Genomic DNA, 20,259 nt, shown 5'->3' on the forward strand with positions numbered 1-20,259 from the left:
TTAAAAATGATCCGTTTTAGTTTATGCCTAAATGTTGTGAAAAAAACTACAACACATTTCTTGAGGTTTTTTGGGTGGTGGAGTGGTGTCATAAAAATTAGAAAAAGTAATGTTCCAGCCAGAACATTCAATCCCATTAACGTACCAATCATCTATGAAAGTATTTGTAACATAACGATATCTACATTTTTCCCCGACCTGATTATAAATGTCTCTTGATGAACGACCAAATTTATTTCTTATTTCTTGAGCTGAATAAGAAATGCCAGGTTTAATGTAACATTGATCCATCCAATTTCCATAAGCATCACGATATTGTTCGGCGAGTTTGATTTGGAGTGTATCATTTTTACAAACTAAATAATAACAACAATCAGTAGTTTCAAAAGTATGTTTGACTATTTTAATCGGGAAAATAATTTCAATTTTTTTATAAGCAGCCGAATTAATTTCTATATAAGCATCACGATTTTCGCTTCGTTCTTCATCGTCATCTTCTTGAACTAGAGGAGGAAAAGTGTAAAGGTTGTTTTCTCGTTTCCAGTCGCGAATAGCTTGGTAAGGATCAATAGCATCGGGTAATTCAATACTTTTAATTCTTTTTTTAGTATTGAAAGAAAAAAGATAGATGTTTTTGGCGCCATTGGAGAGTTTCAATAAATCTTCAATGGTGTAAGTTTGGGAACTTTCTGGAAAAAAACGGATTCCATCATCAAAGTAAATAGCCTCTATTTGTTGTTGTTGAGGTGGTTCTAGTACAGAAACTGGTTCACTAAAAACTAATTCTACTCCATCAGTAACATATGGTATTTTGTTCATATTAATAGTTGGTTTGCAATAATATTTACCTGGGGCCTTTTGTATGCTTTCTCCTTGTATAGTATTTCTTTCAATCATCTCATTATATGCTCGATAACCATTTCCATTTTCGGTGAATCCAGTTTCATAAAAATCAATCTTTGGGACAATTTTATATGTGAAGGGTTTATCACTCCATAAACGAGGGAATTGTATTTCTTTACTACTAGTTTTATGATTAATATATTTTTGTGCTTGGAAAAGCCAATTTTTGATTTCATTATCTTTTTCATGGGTTGTGTAATTTATTGAAGGCAAAGGAACAACTAGACCAGTAGTTGGAGTAGCGTTGTAACAACCTAATTTAATTAGTTTGGGTTCTTGGATGATTTTGTTTTTGATTAAGTATTCGTTTATCGCTTTTTCTTTATTGTCGCTTGCATAGATATCTTGCTTGACGAAAGTTATATTGACATTTGTTTGAGGTGGTTGTTTGTTAGCATCCCAAAAGACAAAAGTTTCTTCGATAGCGATTTCGTATTTTAAAAGGTCATCTAAGGTGTATTTATAGCCACTTGTAGGATATTGCTCCTTAAAAGGGTTTTGCCTGACTTTGAAAAAAGCACAGATTAATCCTGCAGGAGGATTTTTGAAGTACCAGTACATATAATTTTCGGTATAAGAATTATAAGTAGGCTTTCCATCCAAACCATAAGGTGTAGAAGTTTTAATATTGAAATATTTTAGGATTTCAGGGATACTTTCTTTGGATAAAACAGGAATGTCATATCTTTTCATTTTGGGTTGGGTCGCTAACCATTCTTGTTTGAGGGTTTCGTAATCTGCTAATTTAATTTTGGTTTTGTTTTGACTATGAAAAAAAGAAGAATTAGCATTGATGGAAGGGACAAAATTGAAGATAATAATTAATAACATAATTATTAATTTTTTAGATAAAGGGGATTTTAGTTATTTTAAACATTATTTAATAACCTCCTTTTTGTTATTTGGGTATAAAAAAAGACCCCTAGTAAAAAAGGGTCTAAATTAGATTAAAAAAATGCTTCGTTGAAATTAAAGGTAAAATTGTAAAAATTAAAAGTAGGTATTTACAAGGTTTTTGAGAGGTCACTTAAAGGCTAAATTGGATTTAAGGGGGGTATAAATTACAATTAGGGTAATAACCCTAATTGTCATTTAATCACAGCGAGAGGGGCAAAATAACGCGTTAAAGAGGCATGTTTTGATTTGGTGGGGTATTTTTAATTTTGAGAGGATGGAAGAAATAAAAAATGAAAAAAAGTGTAAAAAATAAAATCCCCCCCTAGCTGAAAGGGTTATAAATTAGGTTTAAAAATGATCCGTTTTAATTTATTCCAAAATTGTAAAAATTAAAAGTAGGTATTTACAAGGTTTTTTGAAGGTCACTTAGAGGCTAAATTGGATTTAAGGGGGGTATAAATGACAATTAGGGTAATAACCCTACTTTTAATTTAATCGCGGCTAGAGGGGCAAAATAACGCGTTAAAGAGGCATGTTTGATTTGGGGGGTATTTTTTATTCTAAAAGTAGTTAGTTGAAATTATTATTTTAATTTCTTGTTTGACTTCTTCTTTATTATAACATAAAACTTTAATTCTTTTTTGTTGTAAAAAATATTTTGTTTGTTTTAATTTTAACTTTTCTTCAATTTTTAGCCAATAATAATAAGTACTTCGATTAATGCGAATTGTTTTTAAAATGGTAGTTAAATTTAGGTCTTGAGAAAATTGTTTCACCAATTGAAAAAACTATTTTTTTATTAATAATTTTGAATATGGAAAATCATATTTTGTAATAATCTTATTTTTTGCTTTAATTTTTGCAATTTTTGCATTATTAACACCAATTATCTTAATATTTTTTATTTAATCACAAAAACAATTATAACTCAAAAATGTATTTAAAATTCAATTTTAAAATATATTTATTAAATTAATATATAAAATTATTATAATATATAAGGTTAATATATAAAGAAAGAAATAAAAACTTTTGAATAGTTTTTATTTCTTTCTTTATATTACATATACATATATTATAATAATTTTATTTAGTATCATTAATATTATTTATTTAATCTTAAATAAATAATATTAATGATTATGTTTCTAATAAGGTTAAACCCGAATTAATCATTACTAAACACAAACCAATTCAAAATAGCCTTGAAGGGCTTTTTGAATTGGTGTTTAGTTTTACTCACGAGTTTAACCTTATTAGAAACATACCATTATATATATAGGCCGAAAAAAACAAAATGTCACCATAAAAATGACATGGGTTGCATTTTTTTACACAATAATGCGGAATTTTTAATTTTGAGAGGATGGAAGAAATAAAAAATGAAAAAAAGTGTAAAAAATAAAATCCCCCCCCCTAGCTGAAAGGGTTATAAATTAGGTTTAAAAATGATCCGTTTTAATTTATTCCAAAATTGTAAAAATTAAAAGTACGTAATTACAAGGGTTTTTGAAGGTCACTTAGAGGCTAAATTGGATTTAAGGGGGGTATAAATGACAATTAGGGTAATAACCCTACTTTTAATTTAATCACAGCGAGAAGGGCAAAATAACGCGTTAAAGAGGCATGTTTGATTTGGTGGGGTTATAAAAAGTGTCAGTAGAAGAAATTATAATCAATTATTTTATCCTTTAATCTTGGTTTGGGTTGAAGTGAAGGTAGTAGTTTTTTATTTCGGATTTTGAATATCACAAATCTTTATCATTTACATCAATTCTTGAGGTTTTTTGGGTGGTGGAGTGGTGTCATAAAAATTATAAAAAGTATTGTTTGAGCCAGAACATTCAATCCCATTAACGTACCAATCATCTATGAAAGTATTTATATCATAACGATATCTACATTCTTCCCCTTCTTCATTATAAATGTCTCTTGATGAACGACCAAATTTATCTCTTATTTCTCCAGCTGAATAAGAAATGCCAGGTTTAATGTAACATCGCTTCATCCAAAGTACATAAGCATCAAGATATTGTTTGGCGAGTTCGATTTGGAGTGTATCATTTTTACAAACTAAATAATAACAACAATCAGTAGTTTCAAAAGTATGTTCGACTATTTTAATCGGGAAAAGAATAGAAATTTTTTTATAAGCAGGAGAAGTAATTTCTATATAAGCTTCACGATTTTTGCTTTGTTCTTCATAGTCATCTTCTTGAACTAGAGGAGGAAAAGTGTAAAGGTTGTTTTCTCGTTTCCAGTCACGAATAGCTTGGTAAGGATCAATAGCATCAGGTAATTCGATAATTTCAATATTTTTTTTAGTTTTAAAAGAAAAAAGATAGATGTTTTTGGCGCCATTAGAGAGTTTCAATAAATCTTCAATGTTGTAAGTTTGGTGGTTGATGATTTCTTGGTAAATTTCTTTAATTTGTTCTTGTAAAGATTCAATTTGTTTTGGCGCTAACTCTTTTGTTATTTCATTTTTAGTTTTAATTAAATTATTTTGGTATTCTTTTATCATTCCTTCTCTCTGTTTTATCCTCTGTTTTAAAACTCTAGTTTTTTGGTTTTCGGGGAGCAGACGAATCCCATCATCAAAGTAAATAGCAGCAATTTCAATACCATTAAATTCTCCCAAAGGTAAAGGAACAACTAGACCAGTAGTTGGAGTAGCGTTGTAACAACCTAATTTAATTAGTTTGGGTTCTTGGATGATTTGATTTTGGATTAAGTAATCATTGATCGCTTTTTCTTTACTTCGGTCACCAAAGAGATTGATGATGATTAATTCCATATTGCCTTTTTCTTCCTGAGTTTTTTGTTGAGCATCCCAAAAGACAAAAGCTTCCTCAATAGCGATTTCGTATTTTAAAAGGTCATCTAAGGTGTATTCATCGCCATCATGGGGATATTTAATTTTAAAAGGGTTTTTTCTGGCTTTGAAAAAAACACAGATTAATCCTGCAGGAGGATTTTTGAGTTCCCAGTAGAAGATATTTTTGGCATAAGGATTATAAGTAGGCTTTTCATCCAAACTATAAGTAGAAGTTTCAATATTGAAATATTTTAGGATTTCAGGGATACTTTCTTTGGATAAAACAGGAATGTCATATCTTTTCATTTTGGGTTGGGTCGCTAACCATTCTTGTTTGAGGGTTTCGTAATCTGCTAATTTAATTTTGGTTTTGTTTTGACTATTAAAAAAAGAAGAATTAGCATTGATGGAAGGGACAAAATTGAAGATAATAATTAATAACATAATTATTAATTTTTTAGATAAAGGGGATTTTAATTACTTTAAACATTATTTAACAACCTCCTTTTTTTTGTGATTTGGGTATAAATAAAGTGGTAAGCTCCACGAAAACGGTACTATTTGAGAACAACATTTTTTTCCAAAAAAAAATATGATTTTTTGAAAAACCAAATTGTTTATTGATTTGTTTAAAAAAATCCTTTTTGAATTTTTACCACCAGTCTTTACCAAAAATACCAAATTTTTTTTTAAAATTTTTTTGTAATTCATCTTCTTTGATGGTTTCTAAAAGTTTATGATTTGAAAAAAAGTTTTTTAAATCTTCGTCTAAAATTGTGCTGTCGTTTTTTTTGTAACGATAATAATGGTAAGTTTCATCCCACGGAGTTTGTTGGTGAGAAATATTAGATAATTCAATAGCGGTTTTATTTTTACATAACAATAAAACTTCATCAATGATTTTCTTTCTTTTTCCGTCGGTTATTATTTTTTGACTTCTCCCATCACATAATGATTTTACAATCGGTTTTTCAAAATAATCTTTTAAAATAAAATATAATTCACCAAAAACAGGGCCACATTTCCAAGCTTTTGGACGTTCTAAAATTAATCTTTTTTTGTATTCAATTAAATATTTTACATAAGAATAATAAATTAACTTATGAAGTTTCATGTGAGTTAAATTTTCGTTGTTGTTTTTAAATTTTATAATAATATAATTTGCGACATCTAAAACATTAGGTTTGTTGTTGTTTTTGTTTACCACGGTTATCGCCTCCTTCTTACTTAACAAAAATATTTATTATATTAGTATTAATTATATTAGTAATATTTAAAAAATAAATAATAACCCTAAACCACTAAATAAAATTATATTCAACACAAAAAAACGTTTTTTTAATTTAAACATTAATTATTAAACTCCTTTTTTTAATTATTTTCATTCATTTTTTGTATTAAATTTCTTAGTATAAAGTGTAATATATCTTTGTTTTGGGTTGGGTCGCTAACCATTCTTGTTGGAGGGTTTCGTAATCTGCTAATTTAATTTTAGTTTTGTTTTGACTATGAAAAAAAGAAGAATTAGCATTGATGAAAGGGACAAAATTGAAGATAATAATTAATAACATAATTATTAATTTTTTAGATAAAGGGGATTTTAATTACTTTAAACATTATTTAACAACCTCCTTTTTTTTGTGATTTGGGTATAAAAAAAGACCCCTAGTAAAAAAGGGTCTAAATTAGATTAAAAAAATGCTTCGTTGAAATTAAAGGTAAAATTACAAAAATTAAAAGTAGGTATTTACAAGGTTTTTTGAAGGTATTTTATATTAATAGATTAAATAAATTAACATTCCGCGGGACCGAAATTTTCTTAAACTGATTTAATTGATCCATCTGGGTTGTAATAGGTTGTTTTTGTTATTTTGCCTGTTTGAGGGTCGTATTCATATTTAGTGATGTAAAAAATTGTTTTTCCGTCTGAATTAAAGAAGGTTTGTTTGGTTCGTTTATCTGTTTGGGGGTTGTATTCGATGGTGGTTTCAAGTGTTCCATCAGTTCTGTAGAAAGTTACTTTATTTAATTTACCTGTTTGAGGGTCGTATTCATATTTAGTGATGGAATCAATTGTTTTGCCATCTTTATGGAACCAGGTTTCTTTGGTTTCGTTGTCTGTTTGAGGGTTGTATTCGATGGTGGTTTCAAGTGTTCCATCAGTTCTGTAGAAAGTTACTTTATTTAATTTACCTGTTTGAGGGTCGTATTCATATTTAATGATGTAATAAATTGTTTCTCCGTCTGAATGGTAGTGAGTTTCTTTGATTAATTCTTCTGTTTGAGGGTTGTAAAAATCTTCTCTTAAAATACTTCCATCTGAATTAAAGAAGGTTTGTTTGGTTATTTTACCATCTGGGCTATATTCAACAACAGATTTCTTTGTTTTGCCGTCGGGATAGTATTGGGTTTGTTTGGTTAATTTACCTGTTTGGGGGTTGTATTCGTTGGTGTAATCAATTGTTTTTCCGTCGTCATAATAAAAAGTTTTTTGATAATTCATATTATTTACTATCCTTTTTATTCATAATTAATAATTAATTTCTTCTTTAATTGTTCCATCTAGGTTGTAATAGGTTCTTTTGGTTTCTTTGCCTGTTTGAGGGTTGTATTCGGTGGTGTAAACAATTGTTTTGCCATCGGGTTTGTAATTGGTTTTTTTGGTTTTGTTGCCTGTTTGGGGGTTGTATTCATATTTAGTGATGTAAAAAATTGTTTTGCCATCGGGTTTGTAATTGGTTTTTTTGGTTTCGTTGCCTGTTTGGGGGTTGTATTCATATTTAGTGATGTAAAAAATTGTTTTGCCATCGGGTTTGTAATTGGTTTTTTTGGTTTCGTTGCCTGTTTGGGGGTTGTATTCGTTGGTGTAATCTATTGTTTTGCCATCAGTTCTGTAGAAAGTTTCTTTGGTTTTGTTGCCTGTTTGAGGGTTGTATTCGGTGGTGGATTCAAGTGTTCCATCTTGGTGATATTTAGGTTCTTTTTTAGTTGTTTTATTTTCGTCGTTAGATGTTATTTTATCTATTTCTTTATCAAGTTTATTTAATAAATTATTATATTGTTCTTGTTGTTTTTTGGCAATCTCATTTTGTTTATCTTCTGTTTTATCTTCTTTTGGTTTTGATTCTTTTTCCTGTTTTAAAGATAAAAAAAGAAGGAATAAAATGAAAATAACTGCAGCAGAAATTGCTAAAGCCCAAAAAAACAAAAAACGAGACTTATTTTGGAAGGATTATTTTTTGTCATTTTTTTTGCCTACTTTCTTCTCTAATTGTTTTTTTAATTCTTTTTCCCAGGGTTTTTGAATGTCACTTAGAGGCTAAATTGGATTTAAGGGGGTATAAATCAATCCCTAGGGTAATAACCATATTTGTAATTTAATCACAGCGAGATTGGGGGATATTTTTTATAACTCAGTTGGTGTGATTTCATAGAGGGAGTCAAGGGATTTTAAGATTTCATTTCTATATTCTGTTTCTTTTATTTGATATCTTTTTTCTAAATCTTTTTTTAACATTTCAGCACGAGATAACATATCTTGGTACTTTTTTTGTTTTGATTCTAATTTACCAATTTGAACTTCGATTTTGCCGATTTCACCAACTATTTCTGATACTTCACCTTGGAGTTTTTCAATTTCAGCTTGTAATAAATCATAATTTTCTTTTCTTTTTTTTCTAACTTCTTCGGGTTGATTAGGTAAATATTTAAATTGTTTCTGAACTTCTTTTTTTTGTTGAACTTCTTGTCGTTTTTCGTCGCGTTGTTGTTCTAGTTTTTGTTGTTGTGGTTTTAAAGCTTCTATTTGAGGTTTAATTGAATCCAGCTGTGTTTTGTATTCATCACAGACTTTTTGTTTTTCATCTACCCATGTTTTTTGTTCTTTTAATAAATTAAATGATAATTGCCAACTATTTTTAAGTTTATTGATTTCTTCTTGTTCTCTTGCTGATAAAACAGTTGGCAATTTAGAAGTGTCAGTAGGTTCAGTGAAAAGATAAGTTTTAATTTGTTCTAACCGAGCAGCATTGGTTTTAATTTTCGGTTGTGAAGTTTCTTCCGTATAACGTTTCATTCTTGAGGGGTTTGACGGGGTTTCAGGTTCTAAGGAATCTTTTTCTGGAGTTTGTCCTAAAGGAGATAAAGAATTTTTTTCGTTTTGATAATCATTAAATCCTTGTTTAATGCCTATGATAATTGCAATTCCGAAAAGTAAAATGATAATAATAGTTACTAAATGTTTTTGGAAAAAGTTGGGTTGTTTCATAATTTATTTACCTTTCTTGATAATAGTGATAATTAATCATATCACTTATCACCATTATACAATTTTATTAATAAAATAATTAGAGAAAATAATTATTTATTCTTTCTGGTTTCTTCCTTTAAATTATCTTCTGGAATCATAACCATTTCAGGGATTTCGCCAACTCGTCTAGCTTGAAGGTTTTGTTGAGCGCGAGCGTAACTCGGATTTTTTTGTTTTAAAGCTTCTTTTAAAACATTTACATCTTCTCTTTTAGTTTCTAATTTATCTTCTAAAATAGTTCCATCTTCATATAATTTCTTAGTATCTGAAACTTCTTTTTGTTTGAGGGTTAATTCATCGATGATGATCGAGTATTCATTGATCCAAGAATTAAAATCGTCTTTTATATCTTTATTTAATTTTTCAGACTTTTTGATTTCTTCTTTTAAATTATCTTGGTTTTGGCGAAGTTTATAATCATCTAATTTTTTTTCGTAATCTTTGTGGTCGGCATCGAGTTTGTCTAAATCACGGTCGATGTCTTTAGAATACATTTCTAAGGCTTCTCTGGTAATCATTGGTGGATGTTCTTTGTTTTCATTAGCTACTTCATTATACATGTGCCATAAACGGTGGCCTTCGTGAAGAACTAAAGTAACTTTTGCCATACCTTGGGCGAACTTACGCGTAACACTTATTGCTTTACCTACAGTTTTGAAAAGCATTTTTGAAGGCATTAAGTCAGCAACTTTATCAAAACCTTTGAAGACCCATTTGGCGATATTTCCTGCTGATGCTTCATGTTCTTTTTCATAAGTTATCATGCGGTTATACATTTCTCGATATTTTTCTTTTAGGGATTGATATAATTCTTTTTCGAGTTTGATTTTTTCAAGTTTTATATTGACTTCATCAATTTCTTTTTGGATTTCGGCACGGCGTTCTTGTACAGATTGGATTTGGTTAAATAGTGATTTTTCATCATCAGATAAAGTTTGATATCTTTTTTCTAAATCTTTTTTTAACATTTCAGCACGAGATAACATATCTTGGTACATTTTTTGTTTTGATTCTAATTTACCAATTTGAACTTCGATTTTGCCGATTTCACCAACTATTTCTGAAATTTCAGCTTGGAGTTTTTCAATTTCAGCTCGTAATCTAATTTTATCATTGGGAGAAGCTAAATTTTTTTCTTCTTGTTTTTGTTTAATTTCTTTTTCTTTGGCTTCTTGTTGTTGTTCTAGTTGGATTAGTTTGCCTTTCAAAATAGTTATGTTTTTGTCATTTTCGCTTAATTGGTTTTTGGTTTCTTTAATTTTCTTTTCATTGTTATTCAGTGCCTCTTTGATTTTATCTTTGGCTTCTTGGGTTAATTCTTTTTGTTCGTAAAGTTCTTTTAATTCCGCTTCACAATTTTGTAATTCCTTTTCCCAATCTTTTTTTAAACCATGATAATTATTAATCGTTTCGTTGTATTTGTCAATTGCTTCATCAATTTTGCCAATTAATTGACCTGTGTATTTAGATGATGGTTCAGATTTACGGAAGAAAGATAAGTAAAGAAAACTGAATAGGGTAAGAATAATTAAAAAAGGAATTAAATAACTTTTTAGAGTTGTGGTTTGTTGATTGTGAGAAAATTTGTTTTTGATGAAACAAAAAAGACCAAAAACAGTAGTAGCAAGCAAAAACCATGTTAAATAAGATTTTAAGTTAATAAAACCTTTCAGAACGTCTAATGGTGATATCATATTTATTCACCTCCTTTCGGTTTTAATTGATTTTCAATTTGATTTAATAAAGTGGTATCTGGTGAAATAATCAATTGATAAGCCTGTTTTAAATCTTCTTTGTTAATTTCACTTCTTTTGTTCTCACCTTTACCACGGTTTTTAGCAAAAATACTAACAGTTGTTTTTAACAAGTTTTCTAAGGTACGATTAGCTTTTAAGAATTGTTGATTTTGTGGTAATCTTTCCAAAGTTTCGTTAATGACTTCAAATAAATACTGTTTTGCTTCTTCACTATAAGGATTTTTTCTTTTCTTAATTAAGAATTCTAGCATTTGTTGGCGTTCGGTTTTATTTCCTGGTTTTACTTCGATGTTGTATGTAAAACGTGATTTAATCGCTTCATCAATTAAATGATATTGATTTGTTGCCCCAATAATGAAAATTGGTTTATCAGGATTATTATTCATAGAAGTCATTTCAGTTTTGAATTGGTTGACAACATTCGCGACTTCTGAACCTGCTTCTAACATACTTAAATCAGTAAAAATAGTTTCACATTCATCTAAAAAGATGATCGCCCCATTACATTCTTCGGCAACAATTCTTGCATCTTCAAATAAATCTTTTACCATTTGCGGCGCTAATCCTTTATATTTTTGGGAAAATAAGGAACTATTAACTTCAAAAAACGGTAAATTAGTTTCTTTGGCAAGTGCTCGTGCTAGAGTGGTTTTACCTGTTCCAGGGCAACCGTACATTAAAATCCCTAGGGGTGGTTCAACTTGTCCAATACCTTGGTAGTTTTCGGAGTTTTTTAAATAATCCATAAATCCTTGAACTGCTTTTAATTCTTCTTTAAACCCAATTAATTTGTCAAAACCGATAAATTTTTGTGGGTCGGAAGGATCAAAAAATACTCCTTCTTTTTGGAGGTTTGTGTTAGTAGGAAGATTATTACCTTCATTGTCTAATAAAGGTTGTTTTTTATCTTTTGGTAGTTCTTCTTGTTGTTTAAATAACTCTTCTTGTTGTTTAAGTAACCCTTCGTGTTGTTTAAGTAACCCTTGGTGTTGGTTTATTTTTTCCTCAGTAGTGCTTAAAGTTTGATGATGAATCCAGACATAAGTTGCTAACCAAAATAAAAAAAATAAAATGATAATCGTCATTACTTTTAAGAGAAGTGGTTTGTTTGGGGTTTGGTTTTTGATTTCCATAATTTGTTTCCTTTCTCAAATAAGACTAAGTTAAAAAACTTAGTCTTATTTCTTTTAATTAAGCTAAATTTTTAATTTTGTTTTCAATAGTTGTGCCACTACCACTAAACGCATTTCCATTTGAATCAACTAATTCATAGTCAAGAACTAAGGTTAAGAGTGGATTTGTTGCTTTAACAAAGTTGTTTTGTTCTAATTTAATTTGAATATTGGTATTACCTTTGCCGTTTGGTTTATATATAAGTTGTTGACGCTTGGTGTCATCATAAATTATGTTATTGGTTTTAATTTCTAAATTAAATAGTGTTTCAGGATTAGAAAAAGTATTATGAGTGTCATATTTTGGAGTTATTTTTAGATATAAACCAATATCAGAGTCAAATCCATTTAAGTTTAGAACTGCTTGATGATTGATAGTTATGGTGTGATGATATTTGTTTGGATTTAAATTAGGCATCGGTAAAGGGATAAGGGTTTTATCTTCATTGTTACCGCTGATTTTATTGACTTCAAATAAAGGGGCATTGTTTTCGCTCATTAATTTAATTTTTTCTTGTTTTTGACGTGAGAAATAATTATTAATAGCCATAACAGAACTAATGGCAAAAAAAGAGCACATTAAAATTGACAGGACAATTATAATTTTGTTTTTAGTTTTGTTATTTGGTTTTTGGTTTGGTTTTTTCATAATTATTTACCTCCTAAGGTTGATTTAATGATATCAATTAAATTATTTATACCTGTGGTTAACCAAGGGATTTGGTTTTGGTAATAAATAACATTGACATGTAAAATAAAATATAAAATGATTGTTAAAATTATAAATGTTTTAAATAAATTGCCTTTGTTGTTATTGTTGGTTGTTGGTTGGGTTGGTTGTTTTTCTAGGGTGGTTGGTAATTTGACTACTGTTTTTTCGCTTGGTGGTGTTTGTTTTGAATTTAGTACTTTTTTATTTTTTAATTCGGTTGATTTTTTATTTGTTTTTTTCTTTTTTATTACTTTTTTGATCATTGTTTTTCTCCTTTTTTATTAATTATTTTTTTCTTTGTAATTTTCTAAATCATCCTTTTCTTTTGATTCATTATTTGGGTTTGGAATAATTGAAAACGAACTTTTAGTTTTGTTGTCTTTTTTTGGCTCATTTTTTTTATTGATTTCTGGCAATGGAAGAAAATTAAAAAAGATTTTTTTAATGATAAACATTAAAGCAGTTGTGAATAGGGCGCCAACAATAAATCCGATGGGGAAATTGAGATCATTCATTTTCATCCTCCTTCTTAATAATTGGGTTGATATTTTGCGATTTTAATTGTTTTTTTCTTGCTTTTTTCTCTTGCCAATGAGAAACTTTAACTCTTTGAACCATAATTTGGGATTGGAGTTTTTCTTGGTTTTCATTGATTTTATCTAATTTTTTTAATAATTGTTTTTCTAAGTATTCTTGTTTGGCATTTTGGATTTCTAATTTTTGTAGTTTTTTGTTGGGGAAAAAAATACCCAAAATTAAATCTTTGAAGAAATTTAAAGTGTTTGCAATTAATTTAAAAATTGGTTTGAACCCAGAAACAACAAGAATAGTAAAAAGAGTTGTTTGAATTCCATCCATTCTTCGTTCAAGGATTTCGGTAGTTGTAAATCCTTTAGAGTATTTTAGAATAAAATTGCTAATTGTTGCAAATATTGAAAAAATAAACATTATTTACCTGCTTTCTTAATTTTTATAATTTTTCTATTTCTTCTTCTAGTTCTTTCATAACTTTTCTTTGTTTTTTAAACGATTTCTTTTTGTTTTTAAAAGTTTTATTGGGGCGGTCTAAATTAAGCCATTTCCCTTTTGGTTGATTATATTTATTAGTTTTTTTCTTGGATTGGGAATTGCGGGATTTGAAATAAGTCCCATTAAATGCTTCTGACATGCCGTCGCTCATATTATTCATTCTCCTTATTATTTTTTTTATCAAGTTTTTCTATTAATTCATCTAGATTTTTATGTGTTTCATTGAATCGTTCTTGGGTTTGTTTTTTAGCATCATCAGCATTATCTTTGTGTTGTTTAATGTTTTTTCTTAATTGTTCTGAATTAGACATTTTAAATCATTGCTCCTCTACAAAAATAATGCGGTTTTAAATTATTAACATTAAAAATTAAAATTTCTGAATGAAAAACAACATTTTCAAAAACATCTTTGGGAAGACTAATAATAGAAGAGATTTCGGGATATTCTTGATTTACAAATTTTTGTAATCGTTTGCTATTTAGTGATTGATTAAGTCTAAAACCATAAGGTGTGAATAAAACAATTGGAATATCTTTGCCAAAAATTTCAATTATTTTTTTTAACCACAACTCAGGCAATAATGGACGACCACCATATTTTTCCTTAACATAACTTTTATTTTTAAAATCTAAATTAAAAGGTGGGTTTGTTATTACCAAAGATATTTTTTGTTTCTTTAAATCTTTTTGACTTAATTCTAAAAAATTTTTATTAATTAAATTAGGAAAAGAAGTTTTTTCTATATCAACCCCCAAAACATCAAAACCTTTTTCTTTCCAAGGCAATAATAAAGATCCTTCGCCAACGCAGGGGTCAAAAATCAAACGTGGTTTGATTTGAGGTGATAAAATATCATATAGAAATTGCGATACCCAACTAGGAGTATAAATAGTAGATTTTTTTTCATTTTTGAAAAAATTATTTCTATCAACTCGATACATTTTTTATTATTCCTTTTCTATTCATTTTTTTATACTTTTTCTTCATTATAGATAAATGTTCGTTAATATATTTATTAAATTAATATATAAAATTATTATAATTTGGGAATTGATACTCTCTTCAATTACTTGACGAGTTAATAAATAAGTAGCGAATATTGACAGAAAAATAATAATTATATGAAAAAATGTTTTAAAGTGTTTTCCTAGTTCTTTCATTTTTTTTGCCTACTTTCTTCTCTAATTGTTTTTTTTAATTTACCATTTTGTAATTTTAAAATTAACAATTGTTTTTTTATTTCGTCATCTTGGTTTTTATTTGAAACAGAAACATCGGGTTTTGGTTTTGGGATTAAATTAAGTAAAAGACTCGACAATACAGGCAATTGTTTTTCCGTCGGATAAGTAATTTATTTCTTTGGTTATTTTTCCTTCGGAATTAAAAAGTTTTTTCTTCTTTAATTGTTCCGTCGGAGTTGTAATAAGTTTCTTTGATTGGTTCCTCTGTTATGGGGTCATAATCAGTAATATAATCTATTGTTTTGCCATCTTTGTAATATTTGGTATATTTGGTTTCATTGCCTGTTTTGGGGTTGTATTCTTGGATATAATTAATTCTTTCGCCATCTTTGTAATATTTGGTATATTTGGTTTCATTGCCTGTTTTGGGGTTGTATTCTTGGATATAATTAATTCTTTCGCCATCTTTGTAATATTTGGTATATTTGGTTTCATTGCCTGTTTGGGGGTCAATTTCTATGATGTAATCAATTGTTCCATCAGGGCGATATTTAGGTCCTTTTTTAGGTTTTTCATTTTCGTCGTTAGATGTTATTTCATCTATTTCTTTTTCAAGTTTTTCCATTGATTCATCTAGTTTTTTATGTATTTCATTGAATCGTTCTTGGGTTTGTTTTTTAGCATCATCAACATTATCTTCAACTTGATTAAATTTTTCTTTTAAATGTTCGTTTAAATGTTCGTTTTGGGAATTGATACACTCATTTAAACCAATTTGACGAGTTAATAAATAAGTAGCGAATATTGACAGAAAAATAATAATTATATGAAAAAATATTTGATGTTTTTTAATTTTTTTCTTTTTTTAAACCAACTTTCTTTTTTTATTTTAATTTAAGGTTTTTGACTTTATCTTTAAGGTTTGATGATATTTTAAAAGTCACAGCCGTTTTAGCAGGGATTTTTATTTTTTTACCTGTTTTGGGGTTTCTTCCTAAACGGGCTTGTCGGGTTTTTAAAACAAATCTTCCAAGTTGGGGTGACAAAACTACCTCTTCGTTGGAAGTTATTGCTTCAATTAAGGTGTTTTCAAAGGAATTGTAAAATTCCTCAGTTTGGGTAATTGAATTTTTAGTTACTTTTGCAAGTGTTGTAATTAATTCTTTTTTAGTCATTTTTAGTGTCTCCTTTTTTTGTTTATATTTTTTTATTGATTGTTCCATCGGAGTTGTAGTAAGTTCTTTTAAACAATTTACCATTAGGATGGTGTTTGTATATAAAAGCTATTCTTTTGCGATCGAAGGAAAAACCAGTTGTTTTAATTAATTTGTTTGTTTTGGGATGGTACTTAAATTCTGTAATATAGTCAATTGTTTTACCATCTTCTCGGTATTTAGTAAATTTAATTAATTTACCTGTTTGGGGGTTGTATTTTCTGATGTAATCAATTGTTTCACCATCGCCATCATAAAAAATTTCTATGGTTAATTTACCATCAGAATTATAATTTGTTTGTTTAATTACTTCTTCTATTTGAGGGTTGTATTCGGTGATGGATAAAATTGTTTCACCATCTGAGTAGTATTCGTTCCATTTGGTTTTATTGCCTGTTTGAGGGTTGTATTCGGTAATATAATCTATTGTTTTGCCATCTTCTTGGTATTGAGTTTCTTTGATTGGTTCTTCTGTTTCAGGATCATATTCAGTAATAAATTCAATTGTTTTTCCATCGGAATAGTATTGGGTTTGTTTGGTTAATTTACCATCTGGGCTATATTCAACAACAGATTTCTTTGTTTTGCCATCTTCTTGGTATTGAGTTTCTTTGATTGGTTCTTCTGTTTCAGGATCATATTCAGTAATAAATTCAATTGTTTTTCCATCGGAATAGTATTGGGTTTGTTTGGTTAATTTACCATCTGAATTATAATTTGTTTGTTTAATTACTTCTTCTGTTTCAGGGTTGTATTCTTGGATGACATATATTGTTTTGCCGTCGGAGTTGTAATAGGTTTTTTTGGTTAATTTACCATCTGGGCTATATTCAACAACAGATTTCTTTGTTTTGCCATCAGTTCTGTATAAAGTTTGTTTGGTTAATTTACCTGTTTGGGGGTTGTATTCGTTGGTGTAATCAATTGTTTTTCCGTCAAGGTAATAAAAAGTTTTTTGATAATTCATATTATTTATGCTCCTATATTTTTATTGTTTTCAGAGAAATATTCTAAAATGTCTTTGTTTTTAATAATCTTTTTAGACCAACCAGAATCATAATCTTTGTAATAACTTTTTATCCATGGGTGCTCCATGTGAGTTTGAGAAGATAAATCATTAGGTAATGCATCGCCGTATAACAAAATCATAAAATCAAGGATTTGTTTTTGAGTTGCATTTATTTTAGTTATATCTCCCATTGCTAAAACTTCGGGATTTATTGGTTGATAAGTAAAATCTTTTAATTGCTTGCATAATTCAGGAAAAACAGGACCATAAATCCAAGCTTGGATTTGTTCTTTTACAAGAGGTTTTTTGTTTTTACTAGATGTTTTGCATGAGCATAATAAATCATTTTATTTAGTTTCATTTTAGTAGTTGAATGAGGATTATTTTTAATAATATAAAGAGCAACATCAAAGACATTAATAGATTCTTTTTTCATAATTATTTTTTTCCTTTAATTAAAATATTTATTTGTTGATTAAAATTTTCATTATTTGGGCTAAATTTTCTTTTTGCGAGTTGGTTGCGTTAATCATAAAATAATTACAATTTTTGTGGTTGCAATTTGCATCATTACAGTATTTATGTTGGTTTAAATAATGTTTGCGGACATTTTCAAAATAATTTAAGGGTTTTTGTTCAATGAGGTCTAATTTATGATTTGTTTGGGTTTGTTTTCGTTGTATCCCAATTTGAGGGTCAATATCTAGGTAAAAAGTTAATTTAGGTTTAATTAAGAAATGATTGATAATTTTTGAAGTAATTTTATCATCATAATCTATGTAATTGCCTTTGCTTTGATATGCGAAAGTGGAATCATACCAACGGTCAACTATAACAAGATAACCACTTAATAAAGCAGGGATTATTAATTCATCTTGAGTTTGCATCATATTGGCAAGGCTTAATAAATATTTAGTTTTAGGGCTTATTTTGGATTGATGTAAAAATAAATTTCTGATTTCTTTTCCAACGATGGAACTGCCTAAACCTTGAAAAACTTTGATTTGATAGCCTTTATTTTCAAAATATTTTTTTAATTCATTAATTAAAGTAGTTTTGCCACTTCCGTCAACACCTTCAAAACTAATTAATTTATTTGTCATTAGGGTGAACCATCTTTTTAATTAAATTAATAGGTGAAAAGGGAATGAATTGGTTGGTTAGTAAGTTTTGTAAAAAGAGATTAGCTGAATTGGAAAATAAATTGATTACTTTGTTAATTGATTGTACTTTACCATTTTTAATTTTATTATTTAATCTTTGAGTTTCGGATTCATCATTTGTTAACAAATAAAACCCAAAACGAGTGTCTAGTTTTTTTAGTTGTTGTCCTTCTACTATTGATTGTTTGTATCTATCTCTAAGGCAAGTTTTGAAATTGAAAGCAATGATGCGTTTAGTTTTGGTAAACAACACTAAATCAAATTTGATATCGGGGATGAAAAATAAATATGATTGAGGATATAAATATTTAATTCCTTTGTGATTTAGATAAAGCAAAATTAAGTATTCGTTAATTTTTCCGCGAATTGATTTTTGACTTTGAGAGTTGTGTTGGTTGTTGGTTAAATATGTATTGAGTATATTATGACAATCAAACATATACTGATTAAAAACTTTGTTGAAAAAAATTGGTTGAACTATTTGTTTGGTGATGTTAACGCACAAAGATTTATGATTAAAAACGTTAATATTTTCAAAATCTAGATTAGTTAATTTTTTCATTTTTTTCTTTCCTTTTTTTATTCTTATTCTTTTGCTTCAAATCTTTGGATTTCTTGAAAAAAATTAAAATTACATTCGCCCTTTTGACCGCTACGGTTTTTGGCAATAATTAAATTCGTATGTGGGTTGTTATCAGGTTTTTGCCAATAACTTTCGCGGTGTAATAACATCACAATATCAGCGTCTTGTTCTATCGATCCTGAGTCTCTTAAATCGGATAAAACAGGCCTTTTGTCTACTCTTTTTTCAATATCCCTTGAAAATTGAGATAAAGCTACAATTGGAATATTAAGTTCACTTGCTAGGTTTTTTAATTTGCGTGAAATTTCAGATATTGCTTGGTATATATTAAAACTTTGGTCGTCTTTTAATAAATGGAGATAATCAATAAAGACAATATCAAGTCCTTCATTATATTTCATTTGACGGCATTTGGTTTCAATATCTTTAATTTTGTTATTTCTATCATCATCGATTAAAATGTTTAATTGCGTGATTTCGTCATCAGCGATAAGTAACTGTAATTTTTCATCTTTATTTATTTTTTTGTGTAGGAGTTGTTTTAAAGGGATTTTAGAAGCAGAAGAAAGTAGCCTAAATGCTAATTGTTCCGCTGCCATCTCTAAACTAAAAATAACTGCTTTTTGGTTTTCTGGGTTGCTAGTAAAGTTTTTTGCAATATTACAAGCCAAATTTAACATAAAAGCAGTTTTTCCCATCCCAGTTTTTGCTCCTAAGATAATTAATTCCTTTGGTTTGAAACCAGAAATTAATTCATCTAGATTTTTAAAGCCTGTTTTTATTCCTATAAATTGGTTGGGGTTGTCATCATTAAAAATACTTTGGCAAACATAAGGACTTAACGTTTTTATAGACACGAAGGGAGATTTAGTTTTTTGCATAAAACTTTCTACTTGGTTTTTGACTGCTTGCAAATAATTGTGAATATTTTTAGTTTTTGATAATGCGGTTGGTAATTGTTTGATTAATCCTAACACATCTCTTTTAAGGGCATTTTCTGTAATTAAATCAATGTATGTTTTTAAATATTCACTTGCAGGGGTCATCTCCACTAATTCAATTAAATAATCAGTCCATTTAGTTTTGTATAAATTGTTAGTTTCTAAAACAGAACCCACCGTAACATAATCAATTTCGCGATTTTGTATTTTTAGTTGTTTCATTGCCTCAAAGATATAACGATGTTTGGGGTTGGAAAAATTGTTTGTGTTGACTGAATTTATAACAGCATCCATTTTTTCTGGTTTTAATAATAGTGTCCCTAATAATGCGCGTTCGGCTTCAATCATCTTTCAAACTCCTTTTTTTTGATTTGGGTTATTTATTCATTTATGTTATTATATTTGCTTTGTTTTTGTATTTTTAAATCCTTTTTGATTTTAGATTTTTTGCATAAAAAAAGACTCTCGATTAGAAGAGTCTAAGGGTTGCAAGAAAGAATATTTTAGTTAATTTTTACTTGTTAATTTAATGGTTTAAGAGATAAAAAAGAATAAATAATAGTTAAAATA

Annotated in this window: 27 protein-coding genes and 1 pseudogene; all 28 read right to left on the reverse strand. The window is 28.3% G+C overall.

Features of this window, described 5'->3' with window-relative positions; genetic code table 11:
* Positions 1-27: 27 nt before the first annotated feature.
* Positions 28-1,734: a hypothetical protein gene (locus SLY_RS02545; protein ID WP_015638036.1), complete on the reverse strand. Its 1,707-nt coding sequence runs from the start codon at positions 1,732-1,734 to the stop codon at positions 28-30.
* A gap of 674 nt (positions 1,735-2,408) precedes the next feature.
* Positions 2,409-2,686, reverse strand: a pseudogene (locus tag SLY_RS05820) (IS3 family transposase); the annotation flags it as partial.
* A gap of 879 nt (positions 2,687-3,565) precedes the next feature.
* Positions 3,566-5,062, reverse strand: a complete 1,497-nt coding sequence (locus SLY_RS02555) for a FlxA-like family protein (RefSeq protein WP_015638038.1) — start codon at positions 5,060-5,062, stop codon at positions 3,566-3,568.
* 208 nt (positions 5,063-5,270) lie between these two features.
* Entirely contained in the window at positions 5,271-5,825 is a 555-nt protein-coding gene (locus tag SLY_RS02565; protein ID WP_041784336.1) for a Panacea domain-containing protein, read from the reverse strand.
* Positions 5,826-5,891: 66 nt separating this feature from the next.
* Positions 5,892-5,969 (reverse strand): SVM family protein, encoded by a 78-nt coding sequence (locus SLY_RS05895; RefSeq protein WP_081632685.1) that lies wholly within the window; start codon positions 5,967-5,969, stop codon positions 5,892-5,894.
* A 55-nt stretch (positions 5,970-6,024) separates the two neighbouring features.
* On the reverse strand, positions 6,025-6,189 hold the full coding sequence (locus SLY_RS05415; RefSeq protein ID WP_015638040.1) for a hypothetical protein: 165 nt from the start codon (positions 6,187-6,189) through the stop codon (positions 6,025-6,027).
* 248 nt (positions 6,190-6,437) lie between these two features.
* Positions 6,438-7,121, reverse strand: coding sequence for a DUF2963 domain-containing protein (locus SLY_RS02570; protein ID WP_015638041.1), 684 nt, complete (start codon positions 7,119-7,121; stop codon positions 6,438-6,440).
* Positions 7,122-7,148: 27 nt separating this feature from the next.
* Positions 7,149-7,826 carry a DUF2963 domain-containing protein gene (locus SLY_RS02575; RefSeq protein ID WP_015638043.1) on the reverse strand — a complete coding sequence of 226 codons (678 nt, stop codon included), beginning with the start codon at positions 7,824-7,826 and terminating at the stop codon, positions 7,149-7,151.
* 198 nt (positions 7,827-8,024) lie between these two features.
* Positions 8,025-8,885, reverse strand: coding sequence for a hypothetical protein (locus tag SLY_RS02580; RefSeq protein ID WP_015638044.1), 861 nt, complete (start codon positions 8,883-8,885; stop codon positions 8,025-8,027).
* A gap of 92 nt (positions 8,886-8,977) precedes the next feature.
* On the reverse strand, positions 8,978-10,621 hold the full coding sequence (locus tag SLY_RS02585) for a coiled-coil domain-containing protein (RefSeq protein WP_015638045.1): 1,644 nt from the start codon (positions 10,619-10,621) through the stop codon (positions 8,978-8,980).
* 2 nt (positions 10,622-10,623) lie between these two features.
* Positions 10,624-11,817: an AAA family ATPase gene (locus tag SLY_RS02590; protein WP_015638046.1), complete on the reverse strand. Its 1,194-nt coding sequence runs from the start codon at positions 11,815-11,817 to the stop codon at positions 10,624-10,626.
* Positions 11,818-11,875: 58 nt separating this feature from the next.
* A complete protein-coding gene (locus SLY_RS02595; RefSeq protein ID WP_015638047.1) occupies positions 11,876-12,505 on the reverse strand; it encodes a hypothetical protein in 630 nt (209 codons plus the stop codon).
* Positions 12,506-12,507: 2 nt separating this feature from the next.
* On the reverse strand, positions 12,508-12,831 hold the full coding sequence (locus SLY_RS02600; RefSeq protein ID WP_015638048.1) for a hypothetical protein: 324 nt from the start codon (positions 12,829-12,831) through the stop codon (positions 12,508-12,510).
* A gap of 18 nt (positions 12,832-12,849) precedes the next feature.
* Complete coding sequence (locus SLY_RS02605) at positions 12,850-13,083, reverse strand: hypothetical protein (RefSeq protein WP_041784339.1); 234 nt, start codon at positions 13,081-13,083, stop codon at positions 12,850-12,852.
* Positions 13,076-13,516, reverse strand: coding sequence for a hypothetical protein (locus SLY_RS02610; protein ID WP_015638050.1), 441 nt, complete (start codon positions 13,514-13,516; stop codon positions 13,076-13,078). Before SLY_RS02610 ends, SLY_RS02605 begins: the two co-directional genes overlap by 8 nt.
* 22 nt (positions 13,517-13,538) lie before the next feature.
* A complete protein-coding gene (locus tag SLY_RS02615) occupies positions 13,539-13,748 on the reverse strand; it encodes a hypothetical protein (RefSeq protein WP_200858685.1) in 210 nt (69 codons plus the stop codon).
* Between the two features lies 1 nt (position 13,749).
* Positions 13,750-13,908, reverse strand: coding sequence for a hypothetical protein (locus SLY_RS05465; RefSeq protein WP_015638052.1), 159 nt, complete (start codon positions 13,906-13,908; stop codon positions 13,750-13,752).
* A gap of 1 nt (position 13,909) precedes the next feature.
* Positions 13,910-14,539, reverse strand: a complete 630-nt coding sequence (locus SLY_RS02620) for an N-6 DNA methylase (protein WP_015638053.1) — start codon at positions 14,537-14,539, stop codon at positions 13,910-13,912.
* A 215-nt stretch (positions 14,540-14,754) separates the two neighbouring features.
* A complete protein-coding gene (locus SLY_RS05420; RefSeq protein WP_015638054.1) occupies positions 14,755-14,925 on the reverse strand; it encodes a hypothetical protein in 171 nt (56 codons plus the stop codon).
* Positions 14,897-15,022, reverse strand: a complete 126-nt coding sequence (locus SLY_RS05900; RefSeq protein ID WP_148284456.1) for a DUF2963 domain-containing protein — start codon at positions 15,020-15,022, stop codon at positions 14,897-14,899. The genes SLY_RS05420 and SLY_RS05900 overlap by 29 nt, the downstream gene beginning before the upstream one ends.
* The gene (locus SLY_RS05015; RefSeq protein WP_015638056.1) at positions 14,979-15,404 is read right to left on the reverse strand and encodes a DUF2963 domain-containing protein; all 426 of its coding nucleotides are present in this window, start codon (positions 15,402-15,404) and stop codon (positions 14,979-14,981) included. Before SLY_RS05015 ends, SLY_RS05900 begins: the two co-directional genes overlap by 44 nt.
* 259 nt (positions 15,405-15,663) lie before the next feature.
* Positions 15,664-15,954 (reverse strand): HU family DNA-binding protein, encoded by a 291-nt coding sequence (locus SLY_RS02630; RefSeq protein WP_041784526.1) that lies wholly within the window; start codon positions 15,952-15,954, stop codon positions 15,664-15,666.
* Between the two features lie 22 nt (positions 15,955-15,976).
* Complete coding sequence (locus tag SLY_RS05020; RefSeq protein WP_015638058.1) at positions 15,977-16,960, reverse strand: DUF2963 domain-containing protein; 984 nt, start codon at positions 16,958-16,960, stop codon at positions 15,977-15,979.
* A 5-nt stretch (positions 16,961-16,965) separates the two neighbouring features.
* Positions 16,966-17,286, reverse strand: a complete 321-nt coding sequence (locus SLY_RS02645) for a Panacea domain-containing protein (protein ID WP_320409186.1) — start codon at positions 17,284-17,286, stop codon at positions 16,966-16,968.
* A gap of 8 nt (positions 17,287-17,294) precedes the next feature.
* On the reverse strand, positions 17,295-17,438 hold the full coding sequence (locus tag SLY_RS05660) for a Panacea domain-containing protein (RefSeq protein WP_015638060.1): 144 nt from the start codon (positions 17,436-17,438) through the stop codon (positions 17,295-17,297).
* 28 nt (positions 17,439-17,466) lie between these two features.
* Positions 17,467-18,105, reverse strand: a complete 639-nt coding sequence (gene tmk / locus SLY_RS02650) for a dTMP kinase (protein WP_015638061.1) — start codon at positions 18,103-18,105, stop codon at positions 17,467-17,469.
* Positions 18,095-18,727 (reverse strand): hypothetical protein, encoded by a 633-nt coding sequence (locus SLY_RS02655; RefSeq protein WP_015638062.1) that lies wholly within the window; start codon positions 18,725-18,727, stop codon positions 18,095-18,097. Before SLY_RS02655 ends, tmk begins: the two co-directional genes overlap by 11 nt.
* A gap of 23 nt (positions 18,728-18,750) precedes the next feature.
* Positions 18,751-20,037 carry a replicative DNA helicase gene (gene dnaB / locus SLY_RS02660; protein ID WP_015638063.1) on the reverse strand — a complete coding sequence of 429 codons (1,287 nt, stop codon included), beginning with the start codon at positions 20,035-20,037 and terminating at the stop codon, positions 18,751-18,753.
* Positions 20,038-20,259: the final 222 nt, after the last annotated feature.

Origin of the sequence: Strawberry lethal yellows phytoplasma (CPA) str. NZSb11 (assembly GCF_000397185.1) — a bacterium.
GTDB classification, from domain to species: domain Bacteria; phylum Bacillota_I; class Bacilli_A; order Acholeplasmatales; family Acholeplasmataceae; genus Phytoplasma; species Phytoplasma australiense.